We start from the raw sequence: 18034 nt of genomic DNA, 5'->3' as shown, positions 1-18034 counted from the left end.
ATTACCCGTATGCCCGCCCTCGGATGCCCCGCCGACGGTTGGCAGGCATGATCCGTAAAAGGGTGGAAAGTCGAATTACCGTACGCCACCGAGGAGGAGGATCCCGTGACCCGCATCGACAGCGTGCGCGCCGCGACCGGCTCGGCGAAGGGCAGCGTGCTGCACGCCGCGGAAGTGGTGGCGCCCTACGCCGACACGGCCAAGGAGCGTGCCGCGCAATACGCGCAAGAGGCACGCGTACGGCTCGCGCCCATGGTGTCGCAGGCCGCCGAACAGGCCCGCGTCCAGTACGACGCCCGTCTCGCGCCGCGTCTGGAACAGGCGCGCTCCCATGTACCGCCGAAGGTCGACCAGGCGGCGCACGACGCCGCCGTCATGACCCGGAAGGCCGCCCAGCAGGCCGCCGACTACTCCCGGCCGAAGATCGAGCAGGCCGTGGCCGCCGCGGGACCGATGCGCGAGGAGGCCGTCGCTCGCGGCGCCGCCGCGCTGGCCGCGCTGCGCGGCCAGGTGACGCCCGAGGAGATCCACAGGCTGGTCCGCAAGCACGAGCGGCGGGCCAAGGCCGGCCGCGTCGTGAAGGTGCTGGCCGTGCTGGGTGCCCTCGCGGGCGGCGCCTTCGTCGTCTGGCAGTGGTGGGACAAGCAGGCCAACCCCGACTGGCTGGTCGAGCCGCCGGCCCCGACCGAGGTGCCCGAGTCCGGCCGGCTGGGCTCGGTGGACAGCAGCCCCCTCGATCCCGAGGTGCAGGCGAAGGAGGCCGAGGAGCGGGCCGCGAAGGACGACAAGAACCGTCCCTGACGTCGGGGGCCGAACGTGAGCGCGGGGCAGGGGACTTGAGGGTCTCCTGCCCCGTGGCGATGTCGCACGGCGATATCTCACAGCGATGTTTCACGTGGAACCGGGGACCGTCCGACGCCCGGCTGGACGGACGGGGTGGTGGCGATACGGAGGGGACCTGACGGGGCGGACGGGGCTGTGACGACCCCGTTGGTCTCCCTGGCCGTGACGGTCTCCGTGCTTCCCACGACCGTGCCGGCCTCGGCGTTCTCCGTGGTCGCCGCCCACCAATCGGCGCCGTCCTCGATGGCGCGCAGCAGGACGCCTTCCCTGATGGCCCAGGGGCAGACGGTGACCCGGCGCAGGCCCATCAGTTTCATGGCGGTGTGCCCGACCAGGGCGCCGGCCAGGCTCTGCGCGGCGCGGGGCGCGGAGATCCCCGGCAGCTGGGCGCGCTCGGCGGCGGGCAGGGCGGCGAGGACGTCGATGGTCTCGCGCAGGTCCTTGCGGAGCATGTGGCGCTGCACGAACGGGCCGTGCCGCCCGGGAGCGGCCCCGCACACGCGCGCCAGCTGCTGGAAGGTGCGTGAGGTCACGGCGGCGGTGCGCGGACCTTCCCAGCGGACCCGGGCGGCGGCGTCTCGCAGCTCGTGACGGACCCTGCGGCGCAGCTCCTTCAGCTCGGCCTGGGCCGGCGGGTCCTGGGCATCCAGGAACTCCCGGGTCAGACGGCTCGCGCCGAGCGGCAGGGAGACGGCGAAGTCGGGCAGCCGGCCGCGCCCGAAGGCCACGTCCAGCGAGCCGCCCCCGATGTCGAGCAGGGCGAGCGGCCCGGCCCGCCAGCCCATCCAACGACGGGCCGCCAGGAAGGTCAACTGGGCCTCCGTCTCCCCGGGCAGGGTGCACATCCGGATGCCCGTCTCCGCCCGGACCCGCTCCAGCACCTCCTGCCGGTTGGGCGCGTTGCGCACCACGGCGGTCGCGAAGGCCAGCGGACCCGTCGCTCTCCATTGCCGGGCGGTGTCGCCCGCCGCGGCCACCGCCTTCACCAGCCGGGAGACCGCGTCCTCCTCGATGGTCCCGTCGGGCCCGAGGTGTTCGGACAGGCGCAGCCGCCACTTCGCCGTGTGCACCGGCAGCGGAACCCCGCCCTCGGCGTCCGCCACCACCAACCGGACCGTGTTCGACCCCGCATCCACCACACTCAGCCGCATGGCCTGGGACTACCCCGTCCACTGCGAAACACCCAAGGGCGCCCGGAGGGCGCGGGAATCGGCCATCCGACGGCACTGGTTTGCTGCCGTAAAACCGTCTGAGCGATCGGTCTGGTGATGGTGTGTCACCGCGAGCCACGGTCGGCGATCGAACCGTTGCAGACGGGACGACAGACAGGAATCGGCCTCCGGCGGCCTACCGGCACCCGGCCCACCGGACCCCCACGGCACCGCGGCCGCGGACCGCCCCGGGCCCGCTCCGGACTACCCCGGGCCTCCCCGGCCCGCCGTGGACCGCCGTGGACGAGGGCCGCTCGCCCGCGGAGCTCCGCGCCCACGTGCGCCGAGCCGCCGCCCGTCCGCCGCGGCCCGACCCCCGCCCACGCCCACGGCCGCCGCGACCTCGCGAACGCACCGGCCACGGGAGCACCGGGGCGGACGCGCTCCGGAACGAAAAACCCCTCCAACCGCGTTTCCGCAGGTCAGAGGGGTATCTGAGAGTGGAGCCTAGGGGAGTCGAACCCCTGACATCTGCCATGCAAAGACAGCGCTCTACCAACTGAGCTAAGGCCCCATGAGGGAAGCCACCGCCGGAAGAACCACACTCCGGAGGACGCCGCAGACCAGACTACCGGGTCACCCCGGGGATCTCGCAAAAAAGTTGGGGGTCCCCGTGGACGACCACTCTCCGTAAGATGCTCGACGTGGTTCGCTAGAGCGAACCACGTTTTGGGGAAGCGATGGGGAGACGCAATGGACGCCGCACAGCAGGAAGCCACCGCAAGAGCGCGGGAGCTGCAGCGGAACTGGTACGGAGAACCGTTGGGGGCGCTCTTCCGTAAGCTCATCGACGATCTTGGTCTCAACCAGGCTCGTCTCGCGGCGGTACTGGGCCTGTCCGCGCCGATGCTCTCGCAGCTGATGAGCGGCCAGCGCGCGAAGATCGGTAATCCCGCCGTGGTCCAGCGGGTTCAGCTGCTGCAGGACCTGGCGGCACAGGTCTCGGACGGGAGCGTCAGCGCGGCCGAGGCGACCGACCGCATGGAGGAGATCAAGAAGTCGCAGGGGGGCTCCGTGCTCAGCAATACCACGCAGACGACGAGCAGTTCGGGGGCGCCCACGGTCAAGCGGGTGGTCCGCGAGATCCAGTCGCTGCTCCGCTCGGTGGCCGCCGCCGGCGACATCATCGACGCGGCCGACACCCTCGCCCCGAGCCATCCGGAACTGGCAGAGTTCCTCCGGGTGTACGGCGCGGGCCGCACCTCCGACGCCGTCACGCACTACCAGTCCCACCAGAGCTGAGTCCCCGTCCGGTCCGTCGGAGGGGGCCCGGCGGACCGGGACCGGGACGAGCGGGGGATGCGCGGGGGCACGGAGGGGTCGTATCGCTCATCACGGGGGAAGCAAGGGGAGGCAAGGGGGTAACCGAGGGGGAGGAGTGACGCACAGCCATGGGTGAGGTCTTCGCCGGCCGGTACGAACTGGTCGACCCGATCGGCCGGGGCGGGGTCGGCGCCGTCTGGCGCGCCTGGGACCACCGCCGCCGCCGCTATGTGGCCGCCAAGGTGCTCCAGCAGCGCGACGCCCACTCGCTCCTGCGCTTCGTACGGGAGCAGGCGCTGCGCATCGACCACCCCCATGTGCTCGCACCGGCCAGCTGGGCCGCCGACGACGACCAGGTCCTGTTCACCATGGACCTGGTCGGCGGCGGTTCGCTGGTCCACCTGATCGGGGACTACGGCCCCCTGCCGCCCTCGTTCGTGTGCCTCCTGCTCGACCAGCTGCTGTCGGGGCTCTCCGCCGTGCACGCCGAAGGTGTGGTGCACCGGGACATCAAGCCCGCCAACATCCTGCTCGAAGCCACCGGTACCGGTCGCCCGCGGCTGCGTCTGTCCGACTTCGGCATCGCGATGCGGCTGGGCGAACCGCGGCTGACGGAGACCAACCTCGTGGTGGGGACGCCCGGTTACCTCGCGCCCGAGCAGATGCTGGGCGCCGAACCGGACTTCCCCGCCGACCTGTTCGCCGTGGGCCTGGTCGCCCTGTATCTCCTGGAGGGCGCCAAACCCGACGCCAAGGCGCTGGTCGAGTACTTCGCCGAACACGGCACACCGGGTGCCCCCAAGGGCATCCCCGAACCGCTGTGGCAGGTCGTGGCCACGCTGCTCCAGCCGGATCCGCATGCGCGCTTCCGCACCGCGACAGGGGCGCGCAAGGCGCTCGCCTCGGCAGTGGAACTGCTCCCGGAGCCCGGCCCCGACGACGAGTTGATCGAGATATTCGACCAACTGGGGCCGCTGCCACCGGGCTTCGCCCCTTCCGGGCCCCTGCAGCGGGCTTCTGGAGTGGATTCGGGAGTGCTCAGGCAGGCGGACGCCGGGGCGGAGATGGGGACGGGGACGGACGACGCTCCGGGTGCAGGGCACGCAATCCCCCGCGCCGGAGGCGACGCCGGGGCGGCGGCCGCCGGCGCGCCGGACACCGGCACGGGAAGCGCCACCGGCACCGGAAGCACCGCCGGGCAGGCGGCAGTTGAGCAGCGGCAGAACACCGGCCCGCGCCACGGCACCGGCCCACAGCCCTCGCCGCCTCAGTCGCCGTCGCTGCCGCCCATGTCCGACACGGGCAGCTTCCCGCTGCCGCCGCCGCAGCCGCCCCTGCCCCGGCACCAGCCGGAAACGCCCACCCCGCAGACGTACGCCCACGCCGTGGAGCACACCTACCCCCTGCGCACGGTCGCTCCCCAACCGCACGGCACGCCCTGGACGCAGGCTCCGACTCCGGCGCCGCAGCAGCAGCAGCAGCAGGGTGATCCCTCCACCGCTTCCTACACCGCGCAGGAAATCCCCCAGCACCCCGCCCGACGCCGCACGCACCGCGCCGCCCGGTCCGCCCGCCCCGGCCCTCCGGCCAAGGCGGCGATCCCGATCCTGCTGCTCGCGCTGGCCTGTTACGCCGTGGGCTTCTGGGCGCTGACCCGCATCTGAGCGTTGGCGCGGCGCCGGGCCGTCACCGTCCACACCAGGAGCACGACGAGCAGCGCGGTGCCGGTCCCGATGCCGCCCACCGCGATCGCCTTCATCGCGCCGCTGTCGTCGCCCGGGGCACCGCCCGAGGCACCGTCCGGAGCGCCGCCCGCCGCGCCCGCCGCAGCCGCCGCCCGGTCCCGGTCCGTCACCTCGAACAGGCCTCGCGGCGCGGACTGCCCGGAGTATCCCGGGGCGGCCTGCGCGGTGCCGCTGACCCGTACCCGCAGCGTCAGCCCGTACGGCCCCTGCCCGAACGTGTCGGCCATCTGCCCGTTGAGGTGCACGACGAGGTAGTAGGCGCCGGCGAAGCGCATGGTCCGCACCTTGTCGATGACCGTGTACCGGTTGCGGTACGCGACCGGCGGCAGGGGATCGACGGCGGCCGCCGTCGGCCGGCCGGAGTAGCTGCGGGCCACGTCGTCGACGTCCGCGCGGACGGGGTTGTACACGGACAGGCCGAGCGCGCCGCTGACATAACCGCCGTCGGCGCTCGAACCGTCCAGTTCGGCGGTGGCGTACAGCTGTTGGCCCCAGTCGACCGGCACCCGGTAGAAGAGCGTCTGTCCGGGCGCGATACCGGTCCGCCAGACGCCTTGTCCCAGCGTCCGTGCCGTGGCGAAGCCCGCTCCGCCGGCGCGGCGCCGCGGCTCGCCGGTGACGGCCTCGGGCGAGGCGGAGTTCCAGACCTCGGGAGCCTTCGTGGGCCCGGTCCGCGCCGGCGGCGGCTCGGTGACCGGCGCGAGCTCCAGGCCCCAGGCGTCCGACCCGGATCCGGTCGCGTCCCGCCGCTCGACCCGTACGTAGTACGTGCCGCCTGCCCGGCAGCTCGCCCTGTTGGTCTCGCGCATCCCGAGCGCCGTGACGGGGCGGGGGCTCAGCCCGGCGCCGAAGCCGGCACTGGTGAGGGAGCAGGGGGCGCCGGCGGCGTTCTGCACCGACACCTTGATGCCGTCGGTGGCGGCGACCTTGGCGTCGGCGGGGGGTACGGCGGTGACCGGGACGTACGCGGTCGAGGTGGCGTCGAGTTCGACGCGGTAGTAGAGCGTGGCGTGGCGCCGGATGGAGCTTCGATAGGTCTCGCCCGGCTTCAGCGCTACGGCGTCGGCGGTGGTCGCCGCCCCGTCGACGGGCCGGTCGTCCTCGTCGTAGGCAAAGGTGCTGTCGTCGTGGGCAAAGGTGCTGTCGTCGTGGGCAAAGGCGCTGTCCCCGTGGGCCGAGGTGCCGGCGCCGTAGGCAGGGGAGCCGCCCAATACACCGGCCGCCGCCGTCGCGCCACTTGTCGGCAGTGTCCCGACCGTGCACAGCACCGCGCCGACCACGGCGGCCCGCCACCACGCCGTACGCCGCCTCATCACGCGTCACCCCTCGTCGTCGTACACCCGCTGCTGTAACCGTGCAGTACCGGAACGTGGCCATCCTGCCCCGCCCGTCCCGGCGCCACCCGCGCATTTCGCGCAGGCGTCCGAAACGCCCGACTCACCCCCGCGGTCCACGCCCCGGGAAACACAAAACCCCGACCGCGAGGGCGGTCGGGGTCTGATCAGATTCCGGTATCGGTACTCACGAACCCGTGGGCACGGAGTCAGTCGCCTCCGTCCACAGATCCTGCTCGGCGCGATCCGCCTGGATCTGGCGGTACACGAGGAGCCCGCCGATGGCGGCCAGTGCGACCAGGAGAAGCTTCTTCACCGCGCGACCTCGTCTTTCCTTGACGTAGGGGACCTCTGGCGCCCGACTATACACACCGACCGATACCCAACGGTGACCTGCGTCGGAGCCCAACTCCCGCCCCGCACCGGCGCCGTGGGCGCGGCCCATGCCGTCCGATCGGAGGGTGATCACACCTCCACGGACGGTCACTTTGCCCTCTCTTCGCTGCATGTCGCCTGATTATCAGAAATTTACGGCCCCCTTCCGTCCATCCGAGTGGTGTTGATCTGAACATCGACGCGCCACGGGCTCAGGTCCACCACTTCGCGGCCCCCATACACATGATGAGCAAAGTACGCAAATCGCCCGACCCGAAAGTGAGGGGCCATGGCCCGGAACAAGGTCATGAAGCTGTGGACCGCCATCGTCACCGCCTTCCTCGCGCTGTGCACGGCGCTGGGACTCGTCACCGCGACCAGCACGACCGCAGTAGCGCAGAGCGAGACACCGCGCAACCGGATCGCGTACCCGACGCTCCCGACGATGGCCCACTGGTCCTGGCCACGGTCCTGGTCCCACGCCATGGCCCTGCCCCCCACGATGAAGCAACGCATCGGAGCCGAGGCCCACGGAAAGTCCCCCAGCTGCCGCCACCGCCCCGACGCCGAGGCCACGGAGGCGGACGTCCCGGCCGAAGTCACGGCACCGCTGACCTGCTGACAGCGGGACGCGACACCCCACGACCACGACGTAACGGCGAACTTGCGTACCAGCGTTACGGACGACGAAGACCCCCGGCCACGGACGGCCGGGGGTCTTCGTACGAGTCGTCAAGATTTCTTGCGGAGTCGTAGGCTGAGGCCACAGTTGTCGCCGACGGAGCGGTGGGCACCAGTGCCGAAGGCCTACGAGGAGATCGCGGACGACCTCCGCCGCTCCATCCGGGACGGCGCGCGCGAGCCCGGTGACCGGCTGCCGTCCGAGGCGGACCTGTCGCGGCACTACGGCCGGAGTCTGCCGACGGTGCAGAGCGCGCTGCGGGTGCTGAGCGAGGAAGGCCTGATCGACAAGCGGCCCGGCCTCGGCACTTTCGTGCGCGGCCCCCGCACCCTCACGGTCCGCGGCAACGGCAGGCATCAGTGGGAGAAGAACCGCGCACGGCAGCACGAGACGGTCCGGGCCCGGACCGGAGTCACCGAGCACGACACGGGTCTGTGCCGTGACGACCTCGTCTTCTCGGCGCGCTACCGCGAGGTCGAGGCGTCCGAGGAGCTGGCCGGCCTATTCGGCGTGGCCGTGGGCACCCCGTTGCTCGAACGGACGTACAGGACCCGCTGCGCGACCGAGACCGCGCCCCTGAACCTCGTCACCTCCTACCTGGTCCGGGACATGATCGCGGCCAACCCCGATCTCCTGGACGAGACGAAGGAACCCTGGCCGGGCGGCACCCAGCACCAGCTCTCCACCGTCGGCATCGAGCTCGACCGGATCGAGGAGCGCTGCACCGCCCGCCCCCCGACGCCGGAGGAGGCGAAGGCCCTGGAGCTGTCCGCGGGCACGTCGGTGATCCTCCTGCGCAAGACCTCGTACGACATAGACGGCCGCGTGGTCGACCTCTCCCTCGTCACGCTGCCCGGCGACCGTACGGAGCTGGTGTTCACCACGTGTCTGGAAAGGTGGTGAGTGCCGCCGTGAACCGGCGCGTCGTCATCGTCACCGCCGTGCACGCCCCCTCGGCCCCGTTCCTGCCGGAGGCGTACAAGTCCCTGTGCGAACAGCGGCTGCCGGACGGCTGGGAGTGGCACTGGCTCGTCCAGGAGGACGGCAGGACGGACGAGGTCCGGCCGTACGTCCCCGACGACGTGCGGGTGACCTTCCGGCAGGGCCGCCAGGGCCGTCCCGGCGGACCCGGCATCGCCCGGACCATCGCCCTGGCGCACGCCGACGGCGAGTACGTCCGGCTCCTGGACGCCGACGACCAGCTCACCCCGGGCGCCCTCGCCCGCGACCTGGCCGTGCTCGAAGCCGATCCCGGCATCGGGTGGACGACGTCCCGGGCGCTGGACCTGCTGCCCGACGGTTCGACGGTGGGCTTCCCGGACGACCCGGACGACGGCCCCGTCGAACGCGGTGCCGTGCTCGACCACTGGCGGGCGCACGGCTTCCTCGCCCAGGTCCACCCCGCGACCCTCTGCGTCCGCCGCGACCTGCTGCTGGCCCTCGGCGGCTGGATGGCCCTGCCCGCCTCCGAGGACACCGGCCTGCTGCTCGCGCTGAACGCCGTGAGCCGGGGCTGGTTCACCCGCGAGGTGGGGCTGCTCTACCGCAAGTGGGAGGGGCAGGTCACCGGGCAGCCCTCGCACGTCGATCCGGTGGAGCGCGAGGCACGCATGGCGGTCGTCGAGGCCAGGGCACGGGCCCTGGCCCGCCTCCACTGGACCTATCCGGCCCGGTGAGCCCGGTGCTCAGCCGTTCCCGGTGATCCTTATGGCCCCGGTGATCCTTATGGCCTGGGACGGGCAGCGCTCGGCCGCCTCGCGCACCAGCGGGTCCTCGCCACTGTCCTCGCGGCCTGCCCGGACGACGCCGTAGTCGTCCTCGAAGGCGAACACGGACGGCGCGCGGTGGGCGCACTCGGCGGAGCCGTAACAGAGGCCGGGGTCGACGGAGACCTTCATGCGTGCTCCCTTCCCAGGGGCGGCCCCGGCTACTCGAAGGGCAGCTCCAGCATGCGGATCGCGTTGCCCCGCAGCAGTTTGTAGGCCACGTCCGGGGACAGGCCACCCACGTGCTCCTGCGCGACGCGCTTGGTTTCCGGCCAGGTGGAGTCGACGTGCGGGTAGTCCGTCTCGAAGGTCGCGTTGTCCACGCCCACGGTCTCGATCGCCTCGATGCCGTGCTTGTCGCGGAAGAAGCAGCAGAAGATCTGCCGGTAGTAGTACGTCGACGGCGGCTCCGGGATCAGGTCCTTCACCCCGCCCCAGGCCCGGTGCTCCTCCCACACGTCGTCGGCGCGCTCCAGGGCGTACGGGATCCAGCCCATCTGGCCCTCGCTGTAGGCGAGTTTGAGCCGCGGGAACTTCACCAGCACCCCGGAGAAGAGAAAGTCCATCATCGACGCCATGGCGTTGTTGAAGCTCAGTGAGGCCTGCACGGCGGGCGGCGCGTCCGGGGAGGCCGCCGGCATCTGCGACGAGGACCCGATGTGCATGTTGACCACGGTCCCGGTCTCCTCGCAGGCCGCGAAGAACGGGTCCCAGTAGCCGGAGTGGATCGACGGCAGCCCCAGGTACGTCGGGATCTCGCTGAAGGTCACGGCCCGTACGCCCCGCTCCGCGTTGCGCCGGATCTCGGCGACGGCCAGGGAGACGTCCCACAGCGGGATGAGGCACAGCGGGATGAGCCGGCCACCACTGTCGCCGCACCACTCCTCGACCATCCAGTCGTTGTAGGCGCGCACGCAGGCCAGGCCGACCTCCTTGTCCTTGGCCTCCGCGAAGGTCTGCCCGCAAAATCGCGGGAACGTGGGGAAGCAGAGCGAGGCCTCGACGTGGTTGATGTCCATGTCCGCCAGCCGCGCCTTCGGGTCCCAGCAGCCCCGCCGCATCTGCTCCCGGGTGATGCCGTCGAGCGTCATCTCGTCACGCGAGAAGCCGACGGCCGCGATGATGCGCTTGTACGGGAAGAGCTCCCCCTCGTACTCCCACCAGTCGGTGATCTGGCCGTCCGGGTCCGTGGAGAACCGGTACTTCCCGCCGATGTACTGAAGGTCGCCGATGCCCGCGGTGAGCGGCTTCGGGCCCCTGTCGCGGTACTTGGCCGGAAGCCACGTCTCGAAGAGGTGCGCGGGCTCGATGACGTGGTCGTCCACGCTGATGACCCTGGGCAGATCCTCCGCGTCCGTCGGGATGGTTGCCATGCCTACCCCCTGTTGTCTGCCGGGACTCCGGTCAATCTGACGGTCCATCAGATTTCAGGCTAGGGGGAGAAGGCGGCCCCAGCAAGGGGCGGACCCTCTCTGGCCTCTTCGCCGCCGGCGTGCCACCCTGCCCGCGCCCGGTGCTCGTCCCGAGAGGTGAGGAGACGGCGATGGCCGAACCCGAAGACGTACGGACCGCGACCTCGGCGCACGCCCTCAGGGCGATCCACGCCGCCCGCGCGCGCAGCGCGCAGGAACGCGCCGCGGCCACCTGCCGGCACGCCGGAATCGGCCCGGACGCGGCCGAGACCGTGCCGAAGAGCCCCGTCGGCCGGGCCGCCCACGCGCTGCTGCTGTCCGCCGCCTCGCTCGACGCCCTCGCCGGCCGGTCCCCCGACCCCGGCGCGGACGCCCGCTGCGCCCGCAACGCGGCCGCAGCGGCTGCCCTGGCGGCCCAGGTCGCCCACGCGACCGCGTCGCCGGACGGCGCCACCGAGGCGACCGAGGCCCTACGCACGGCCCTCGCCGCCTCCCAGGCGGCCGCGATCGCCGCGGGCGGAACGGCGGGCGGCAGGAACACGGCCCTGAACACGGCGGCCGACGAGGCGGAAACACAGGCGGGCAGGGCCGCTCGGGAAGCGGGCTGGACGGGGTGACGGGGGCTGCGCCTCTCGGGAGGGAACCGGTTTGGGTGACGGGGGCTGCACCGCCCGTGAGGCAGACCGGACCGACTGACTGGGGCCTGCGCCGCTCAGAAGACGGACCGAACTCAGTGACGCGAACCTGCACCGCCCGGGAGACAGGCCAGACCAGCTGACTCGGGCCTGCGCCGCTCAGAAGACGGACCGGACCGGCTGACGCAGGCCTGCACCGCTCGGGAGGTCGGCTGGACCCGGTGACGCGCGCGTGCGCCTCTCGGGAAGCGGACCGGATCGGCTGACACCGGCCTGCACCTCCCAGGAGACGGGCCAGACCGGCTGACGCAGACCCTGCGCCTCTCAGGAAGCGCGCCGGACCTGGTGATGTGACCCGGCGCCGTTCGGTACTGGTCCCTCCCCACGTGGGGACCGGTACCGAACGGCGCGGGCGCCGGGGATCCGTGCCGTGATGTGACGGCACGGACCGGGGAGAGGCCGGACCCGTGGTCGGCGGACAGCGGTCCGGCGGGACCGGCTGTCGCACGGGTCCGTCCAGCTCGCGCGACGAGACCCTCGCCACCCCTCTCGTGGCTTCGGCGGAAGCTGTCCGAGAACGAGTGGCGTCGTGCGGCGCCGCGTCGAACGCTGTGCTGGTGGCCTGTCCGGGTGCCGCTCGGCGGAGCGGCGACTGCGTCGAGATCCTGCCAGTTACGGCGCCCCAGGAGGAGGATCCGGTCCCGAAGACACGGGCTTTGCCGCAGGTCAGCCGTATAAAGTGAGTTTTCCGGTCCGGATGTCCAGGTGCGGCGGGAAGTTAGGGGTGGACACCTTGAGTTCCGACTCAGGGACACGCACGGCCTTCGCGGAACGTCTCGCGCTGCTGTACAAGGAGGCCGGCAACCCTCCCCTCAAGCGCGTGGCCGAGGCCGTCGACCGGCTCCACCGGGTCGACGAGCGGGGCCGTCCGGTCCGGGTCTCCGCCCAGCGGATCAGCGACTGGCGGCGGGCGAAGAACGTACCCGCCCAGTTCGCCGCGCTCGCGGCGGTGCTGCACGTCCTGATCCCCCCGGCCCGGCGCGCCCGCCCCACCCCGGTGTCGGCCGGCCTGTACGACCTGACCCAGTGGCAGCGCCTGTGGGAGCGCGCGGTGGCCGACCCCGTGGTCGGCGGAGCGGCGGCCACGGAGGAAGAGGAACACACCCCGGCCGAGCCCACGGCCGTGCCCGGTGTCTGTCCCTACCGCGGGCTGGCCTCCTACCGCCGGCAGGACGCCCGCTGGTTCTTCGGCCGGGAGCGCAGCACGGACGCCCTCGTCGCCCAACTCCGCGCGGTGCGGCGCACGGGCGGCCTCGTCATGCTCGTGGGCGCCTCGGGGGCCGGGAAGTCCTCCCTGCTCAGCGCCGGTCTGCTGCCCGCCGTGCAGCGCGGGGCGCTCGGCGAGGACGAGGGCCCGGCCCGGGTGGTGGTGCAGCTCGTACCGGGGGCGGATCCCCTCGCGGAGCTGACCCGTCTGATCCCCGAACTGGCCGATGCCCTGACCGACCCCGAAGGGGCCGGGTTCGCGGAGGCGGTGCGGAAGGCCGTCACCACCTGGGCCCGGCGCGCGTCGCCCTCCACCGGCCGTCCGGTCCTGATCGTGGACCAGTTCGAGGAGGCGTTCACCCTCTGCTCCGACGAGACGAGCCGACGCACCCTCATACGGCTCCTGCACGCCGCCTGCTCACCCGCCGACCCGGCCGAACAGGCCCCCGTGCTCGCGGTCCTCGGCATACGGGCCGACTTCTACGACCAGTGCCTGCGCCACCCCGAACTCGCCGACGCGCTGCAGCACCGGCACATGGTCCTCGGCCCGTTGACCACGGCCGAGCTGCGCGAGGCGGTGACCGGCCCGGCCAGGGCCGTGGGGGTGGAGCTCGAACCGGGGCTGGCGGAGCTGATCGTCCGCGAGGTGAGCGCCGACGGCCCGCGCGGCGCCCACGACGCGGGCGTGCTGCCGCTCCTGTCCCACGCCCTGCTCGCCACCTGGCAGCGCCGCAAGGCGGGCCGGCTGACGGTGGCCGGCTATCGCGCGGCGGGCGGTATCCAGGGAGCCGTGGCGGCGACCGCCGAGCGTGCCTGGTCCGATCTCGACCCGGCGGCCCGCACGGCCGCCCGTCTGCTGCTGCTCAGGCTGGTCCGGCTCGGCGAGGACACCCAGGCCACCCGGCGCCGGGGTACCCGCCGCCGGCTGGCGGCGGAGTCGACCGACCCGAACAAGACCGAGGAGTCCCTCGAAGCACTGGTCCGCGCCCGTCTGGTGACGCTGGACGCGGAGACCGTGGAGATCACCCACGAGGCGCTGCTGCACGCCTGGCCCCGGCTGCGCGGCTGGATCGACGAGGACCGCAACGGCAACCTACTGCGCCAGCGACTGGAGGAGGACGGCCGGGCCTGGGAGAACTCCGACCGTGACGCGTCCCTGCTCTACCGGGGCTCCCGGCTGGAGCAGGCCCACACCTGGGCGAAGTCGGCCGGGGACACCTTCCTGACCCGCGTCGCGGTCGAGTTCCTGGCCGCCTCGGTCCGGCTGCGCCGGCGCAGCGTCTGGCTCAGCCGGGGCGCGGTGTCGGCGCTGGTCGTCCTGGCGCTGCTGGCCGTCGGCTCGGCGGTGATCGCCCGGCAGCAGCGCGACGACGCCGTGTTCCAGCAGGTGGTCGCCGAGGCCGACCGCGTCCAGTACACGGATCCGTCGCTGTCCGCCCAGCTCGACCTGGTGGCCCACCGGCTGCGGCCCGGGGACGAGGGGACCAACAACCGCCTGGTCTCGATCGTGAACGCGCCGCTGGCCACCCCGCTCCTCGGCCACACCGGCGCCGTCTACCTCACCACGTTCAGCCCGGACGGCCGCCTGCTGGCCACCGCCAGCTACGACCACACCGTCCGCCTGTGGAACGTCGCGGACCCGACCCACCCCACACCGCTGGGCGGGCCCCTGACCGGCCACACCAGCTGGGTGAGCACCGCGGTCTTCAGCCCCGACGGCCACACCCTGGCCAGCGCCTCGGACGACGGCACGGTCCGGCTGTGGGACGTGACCGACCCCGGCCGTCCGCGCCCGCTCGGCGAACCCCTGACCGGCCACGCCGGCACGGTCTATCTGCTCGCCTTCAGCCCGGACGGCCACACCCTCGCGGGCGCCGCCGAGGACCACACCGTCCACCTGTGGGACGTACGCGAGCCGGGCCGGCCGACCGCGCTCGGCAAGCTGACCGGCCACTCGGCCGCCGTGCGCTCCGTGGCGTTCAGCCCCGACGGGCAGACGCTGGCCGCCGGCGGCGACGACAACACGATCCGGCTGTGGAGCGTGGCCGACCCCGCCCACCCGCGGTCCGTCGGCCAGGCGCTGACCGGTCACACGGGCACCGTGCACTCCGTGGCGTTCAGCCCCGACGGCGGCACGCTCGCCAGCGGCAGCGCCGACGACACCATCCGGCTGTGGAAGGTCGCCGACCCCCGGCACGCGACTCGGCTCGGCGCCCCGCTCACCGGTCACACCGGTCCGATCTGGTCGGTGGCCTTCAGCCCCGACGGCACCATGCTCGCCGCCGGCAGCGCGGACAGCACGGCCAGCCTGTGGAACGTACGCAACCCGGCCTATCCCTCGCAGGTCGGCGAGCCCCTCGCGGGCGGCAGCGGCGAGATGTACGCCGTGGGCTTCAGCCCGGACGGGCGCACCCTCGCCACCGGCAGCGGCGACAACAAGGTCCGGCTGTGGTCGATCCCGACGTCGGACATGATCGGCCGCATAGGGGCGTTCCGCCCGGACGGCCGCGTGCTCGCCACGGCCGCCCGCGACGGGCGGGTCCGGCTGTGGGACGTACGCAACCCGGTCCGGCCCGTCCTGCTGAACAGGCCGTTCATGCCCGGGGAGGGCGATCTGCGGTCCCTGGTGTTCTCCCCGGACGGCCGCACCCTCGCGGTGCTGACGGGGAGCCGCGGGGTGCAGCTGTGGGACGTCGGCGATCCGGCCCGCCCCGTCGCCTCCGGCCCGCCGGTCACGCTGCGGACCAGGTTCGCGGGCCCCGACGCGCTGGCGTTCAGCCCGGACGGGCGCACCCTCGCGACCGCCTTCGACGACCGCACCATCCAGCTGTGGAACGTCGGCGACCCCTCCCGTCTCCTCCCGCTGGGCGCGCCGCTCACCGGGCACACGGGGTACGTCGACACCCTCGTCTTCAGCCCGGACGGCGGCACCCTCGCCAGTGGCAGCGCCGACACCACCGTCCGGCTGTGGGACGTGACCGACCCACGTCACACCACGCTGCTCGGCAGGCCCCTCAAGGGGCATCTGGCTCCCGTCAACGCGCTCGCCTACAGCCAGGACGGCCGCACGCTGGCCAGCGGCGGCGACGACGGCACGGTCCGGCTGTGGAACGTCACCGATCCCGCGCGGGCGACCCGGCTGGGCCGCACGCTCACCGGCCACACCGAGGCGGTCGTGTCGCTGACGTTCCGGCAGGACGGCCGCACGCTGGCCAGCGGCGGCAACGACGACACGGTCCGGCTGTGGAACGTCACCGACCCGGCCGACGCCTCCCCAATCGGGCAGTCGATGAGCCCGAACGCCAGGACGGGCAACTTCCTGTCGTTCAGCCCCAACAGCCACCTGCTCGGGGTGTCCAGCGGCGCCGACACCGTCCGGCTGTGGAACCTCGACACCGACCGGGCGATCGACCGCATCTGCTCGATCACCCGGGGCGTCCTCACACCGGAGAAGTGGCACGAGTACCTGCCCCGGCTGTCGTACGAGCCGCCCTGCCCGAAGTGACGGCAGGTACGCGTGGAGCCTTCGCCCCAGACAGCGCTTGCGTGATCCCGATCACAACTCGCCGTCGCAGCCGAGCAGTCGACTCCCGCCGCGGATCCAGCCTTGTTACTGTGGCCACAAGCCCGATCGCTGGTGCATCCCCCGTCGCTAGCGGTCGGGCGTTTTCATGCCCTGAAGCAGTGCCCGCGCCGTCTCCTGCGTGACCGCGGTGACGTGAGGGTCCACCGGTGTCGTGCGGGTCCGACAGAAGCCGCGTCGATCGACCTGCACAGGGATTTCACCCCGACGGGCCGTGATGCGTCCTGGTGCTGTCACGGCCGCATAAGAGAATGCGTCCTGGCATTCCCTTGCTTGTGATGCTGTCCACCCTGGCCGTTCCGGCCTGTCCCACCTCGGAGTCCGCCGAAGACACCCCCGTGACGCTGGAGGTGACGGGGGGCGGCCTCGATATCACAGTGCCGCAGGGACCGGTCGGCCTCGGCTCGGTCACCGTCAGCTCCATCCCGCAGTCGGTCACCGATCAACTCGGCAACGTCACCGTGACCGACCGGCGCGGCGGCACCGCGGGCTGGACCACCACGGCGCAGGCAGCGGACTTCATCGATCCCAGCAACACCACGATCTCGGTCTCCGCGCCGAACTCCAGCACGTTCGCCACCGGAGTCTCCGGCTCCAACTCGGCCACCTGGAACCCGACTGCGGCACCTTGCTCGCCTTCCTGAAGGTGCATCCCAAGGTGGCTCAAACTGGAAGATCCACTCATCGGTTAGCGCGGTCCATCGAAGATGAGCCCCAGCATCACCAGCATCCATGTGATGACCAGCAGGATGAACGCACCAAGGAGGATCCAGCCGCAGGAGGCTCGATCCAGCTTCCCGCGCTCAAAGGGGTCGTCGTACTGGTGGTGACTGCCGCCGAGTCTGTCAGCGTCAGTCATCGCACCTCGTCGGTTGATGTCAGTCATAGATGTCAAAGACCCCCAACCGTGATTGGTTGGGGGTCTTCATGATGGTGGGGCTAACAGGATTTGAACCTGTGGCCTCATCCTTATCAGGGATGCGCTCTAACCAACTGAGCTATAGCCCCGCCGCGCTCTGCGGTGTGTCCCGCGCGCTGACTCCTGAAGATTAGCGCACGACCGGGTCAGTCCCAAAATCGGTTGTCGGGGGGCCGTCAACGGAGGTTTGAACCGCCAGGACGCGGTACGTCACTCGTCCTCGGCCAGGGTCAGCTCGACGCCGCCCACGAAGCCCGCGGAGAGGTTGTAGATGAACGCGCCCAGCGTGGCCAGGGCCGTCGCGAGGACGACGTCGATGACCGCGATGATCGACGTGAACATCAGGACGTGCGGGAGCGAGAGGAACGCCTGGAGGTCGAAGCCGTTCGCCTCGTTCGAACCGGTCGCCTCCGAGATCGTGCCGCCGACCGTCGAGAAGACGCCCATCGCGTCCATGACCATCCACAGCACCGCGGACGCGACGATCGTGCAGATGCCCAGCGCGATGGAGAGCAGGAAGCTCACCTTCATGACCGACCACGGGTCGGCCTTGGCCACGCGCAGCCGCGCCTTGCGGGTGCGGGGCGCGGTCTTCACGCCGGTGCGCGGGCGGCGTACGCCGCCCGCCGGGGTCTGCGCCGGGTAGGCCTGCGGCGGGTGGTAGGGCGCGGCGTGCTGCTGTGCCTGGCGCTCACCGGGCAGCGGCGAGCCGTGCTGCGCCTCGGCGCCCCCGGTCACCGGCTGGGTCTGGGCGCCCGGAGCGGCGGGGCCCGCTCCAGCCGCGTACTGCTGGGTCTGCGAGCCTCGGGTGTCCGTCACGGTTCCCCCTTGGGATCCCTGCTGATGGGGAGAGGGCGAGTCGGTGGGCTTGATCGCCTTCAGTTGGGTCGTGTGTGAGTCCTTCGCCTGCGCGGCGGAGCCACGGCCGTTGCCGTCCGTGTTGTTGCCGGACGACATGCCGGTCGTACCGGCCTGTCCGGCATCCGTGGCTCCGCTCACG

Annotated in this window: 16 protein-coding genes and 2 tRNA genes; 9 read left to right on the top strand and 9 right to left on the bottom strand. The window is 72.1% G+C overall.

From position 1 onward, the window contains the following. The first annotated feature begins 105 nt into the window (after positions 1–105). The gene (locus ACWGKT_RS12225; protein WP_356146291.1) at positions 106–801 is read left to right on the top strand and encodes a DUF5324 family protein; all 696 of its coding nucleotides are present in this window, start codon (positions 106–108) and stop codon (positions 799–801) included. A 77-nt stretch (positions 802–878) separates the two neighbouring features. Here ACWGKT_RS12225 and ACWGKT_RS12220 read toward each other — a convergent pair whose 3' ends face one another. Both ACWGKT_RS12220 and ACWGKT_RS12215 read right to left on the bottom strand, forming a co-directional pair. Continuing rightward, positions 879–1994, bottom strand: coding sequence for a Ppx/GppA phosphatase family protein (locus ACWGKT_RS12220; protein ID WP_453273498.1), 1116 nt, complete (start codon positions 1992–1994; stop codon positions 879–881). Positions 1995–2495: 501 nt separating this feature from the next. Beyond that, positions 2496–2568, bottom strand: a tRNA-Ala gene (locus ACWGKT_RS12215). 179 nt (positions 2569–2747) lie between these two features. Between ACWGKT_RS12215 and ACWGKT_RS12210 the strand changes: the two genes are divergently transcribed. Together ACWGKT_RS12210 and ACWGKT_RS12205 are read left to right on the top strand one after the other, a co-directional pair. After that, positions 2748–3296: a helix-turn-helix domain-containing protein gene (locus ACWGKT_RS12210; RefSeq protein WP_356146296.1), complete on the top strand. Its 549-nt coding sequence runs from the start codon at positions 2748–2750 to the stop codon at positions 3294–3296. A gap of 149 nt (positions 3297–3445) precedes the next feature. Next, positions 3446–4981: a serine/threonine-protein kinase gene (locus tag ACWGKT_RS12205; RefSeq protein WP_453273497.1), complete on the top strand. Its 1536-nt coding sequence runs from the start codon at positions 3446–3448 to the stop codon at positions 4979–4981. Here ACWGKT_RS12205 and ACWGKT_RS12200 read toward each other — a convergent pair. Together ACWGKT_RS12200 and ACWGKT_RS12195 are read right to left on the bottom strand one after the other, a co-directional pair. Further along, positions 4945–6375: a hypothetical protein gene (locus ACWGKT_RS12200; protein ID WP_453273496.1), complete on the bottom strand. Its 1431-nt coding sequence runs from the start codon at positions 6373–6375 to the stop codon at positions 4945–4947. The two genes, ACWGKT_RS12205 and ACWGKT_RS12200, sit on opposite strands and share 37 nt — an antisense overlap. Before the next feature lie 208 nt (positions 6376–6583). Beyond that, complete coding sequence (locus ACWGKT_RS12195) at positions 6584–6712, bottom strand: DLW-39 family protein (RefSeq protein WP_003999697.1); 129 nt, start codon at positions 6710–6712, stop codon at positions 6584–6586. 348 nt (positions 6713–7060) lie between these two features. Between ACWGKT_RS12195 and ACWGKT_RS12190 the strand changes: the two genes are divergently transcribed. The 3 genes from ACWGKT_RS12190 (at position 7061) to ACWGKT_RS12180 (ending at position 9129) form a co-directional block, all read left to right on the top strand. Continuing rightward, positions 7061–7393 carry a DUF6344 domain-containing protein gene (locus ACWGKT_RS12190; protein WP_356146304.1) on the top strand — a complete coding sequence of 111 codons (333 nt, stop codon included), beginning with the start codon at positions 7061–7063 and terminating at the stop codon, positions 7391–7393. A gap of 174 nt (positions 7394–7567) precedes the next feature. Continuing rightward, positions 7568–8356, top strand: coding sequence for a GntR family transcriptional regulator (locus ACWGKT_RS12185; protein WP_453273495.1), 789 nt, complete (start codon positions 7568–7570; stop codon positions 8354–8356). An 8-nt stretch (positions 8357–8364) separates the two neighbouring features. After that, positions 8365–9129, top strand: coding sequence for a glycosyltransferase family 2 protein (locus ACWGKT_RS12180; protein WP_453273494.1), 765 nt, complete (start codon positions 8365–8367; stop codon positions 9127–9129). Between the two features lie 9 nt (positions 9130–9138). On the opposite strand, the gene ACWGKT_RS12175 is transcribed toward ACWGKT_RS12180, so the two are convergent. Together ACWGKT_RS12175 and ACWGKT_RS12170 are read right to left on the bottom strand one after the other, a co-directional pair. Next, on the bottom strand, positions 9139–9351 hold the full coding sequence (locus ACWGKT_RS12175; RefSeq protein ID WP_356146312.1) for a ferredoxin: 213 nt from the start codon (positions 9349–9351) through the stop codon (positions 9139–9141). A gap of 29 nt (positions 9352–9380) precedes the next feature. Beyond that, positions 9381–10592 (bottom strand): amidohydrolase family protein, encoded by a 1212-nt coding sequence (locus ACWGKT_RS12170; protein ID WP_235451768.1) that lies wholly within the window; start codon positions 10590–10592, stop codon positions 9381–9383. 170 nt (positions 10593–10762) lie between these two features. Between ACWGKT_RS12170 and ACWGKT_RS12165 the strand changes: the two genes are divergently transcribed. From ACWGKT_RS12165 to ACWGKT_RS12155, 3 genes are all read left to right on the top strand, one after another. Beyond that, entirely contained in the window at positions 10763–11248 is a 486-nt protein-coding gene (locus tag ACWGKT_RS12165) for a hypothetical protein (protein WP_453273493.1), read from the top strand. A gap of 802 nt (positions 11249–12050) precedes the next feature. Further along, positions 12051–16037 carry an nSTAND1 domain-containing NTPase gene (locus ACWGKT_RS12160; RefSeq protein WP_453273492.1) on the top strand — a complete coding sequence of 1329 codons (3987 nt, stop codon included), beginning with the start codon at positions 12051–12053 and terminating at the stop codon, positions 16035–16037. Between the two features lie 356 nt (positions 16038–16393). Next, complete coding sequence (locus ACWGKT_RS12155) at positions 16394–16759, top strand: hypothetical protein (RefSeq protein WP_453273491.1); 366 nt, start codon at positions 16394–16396, stop codon at positions 16757–16759. A 44-nt stretch (positions 16760–16803) separates the two neighbouring features. On the opposite strand, the gene ACWGKT_RS12150 is transcribed toward ACWGKT_RS12155, so the two are convergent. From ACWGKT_RS12150 to ACWGKT_RS12140, 3 genes are all read right to left on the bottom strand, one after another. After that, entirely contained in the window at positions 16804–16974 is a 171-nt protein-coding gene (locus ACWGKT_RS12150; protein WP_453273490.1) for a hypothetical protein, read from the bottom strand. A gap of 72 nt (positions 16975–17046) precedes the next feature. After that, a tRNA-Ile gene (locus tag ACWGKT_RS12145) sits at positions 17047–17123 on the bottom strand. 121 nt (positions 17124–17244) lie between these two features. Further along, a complete protein-coding gene (locus ACWGKT_RS12140) occupies positions 17245–18033 on the bottom strand; it encodes a DUF3566 domain-containing protein (protein WP_453273489.1) in 789 nt (262 codons plus the stop codon). Between the last annotated feature and the right edge of the window lies 1 nt (position 18034).

The organism is Streptomyces sp. NPDC054794, assembly GCF_053611585.1.
The sequence above is the reverse complement of the archived record's forward strand: the minus strand, read 5'-3'. Positions and strand labels throughout refer to the sequence as shown.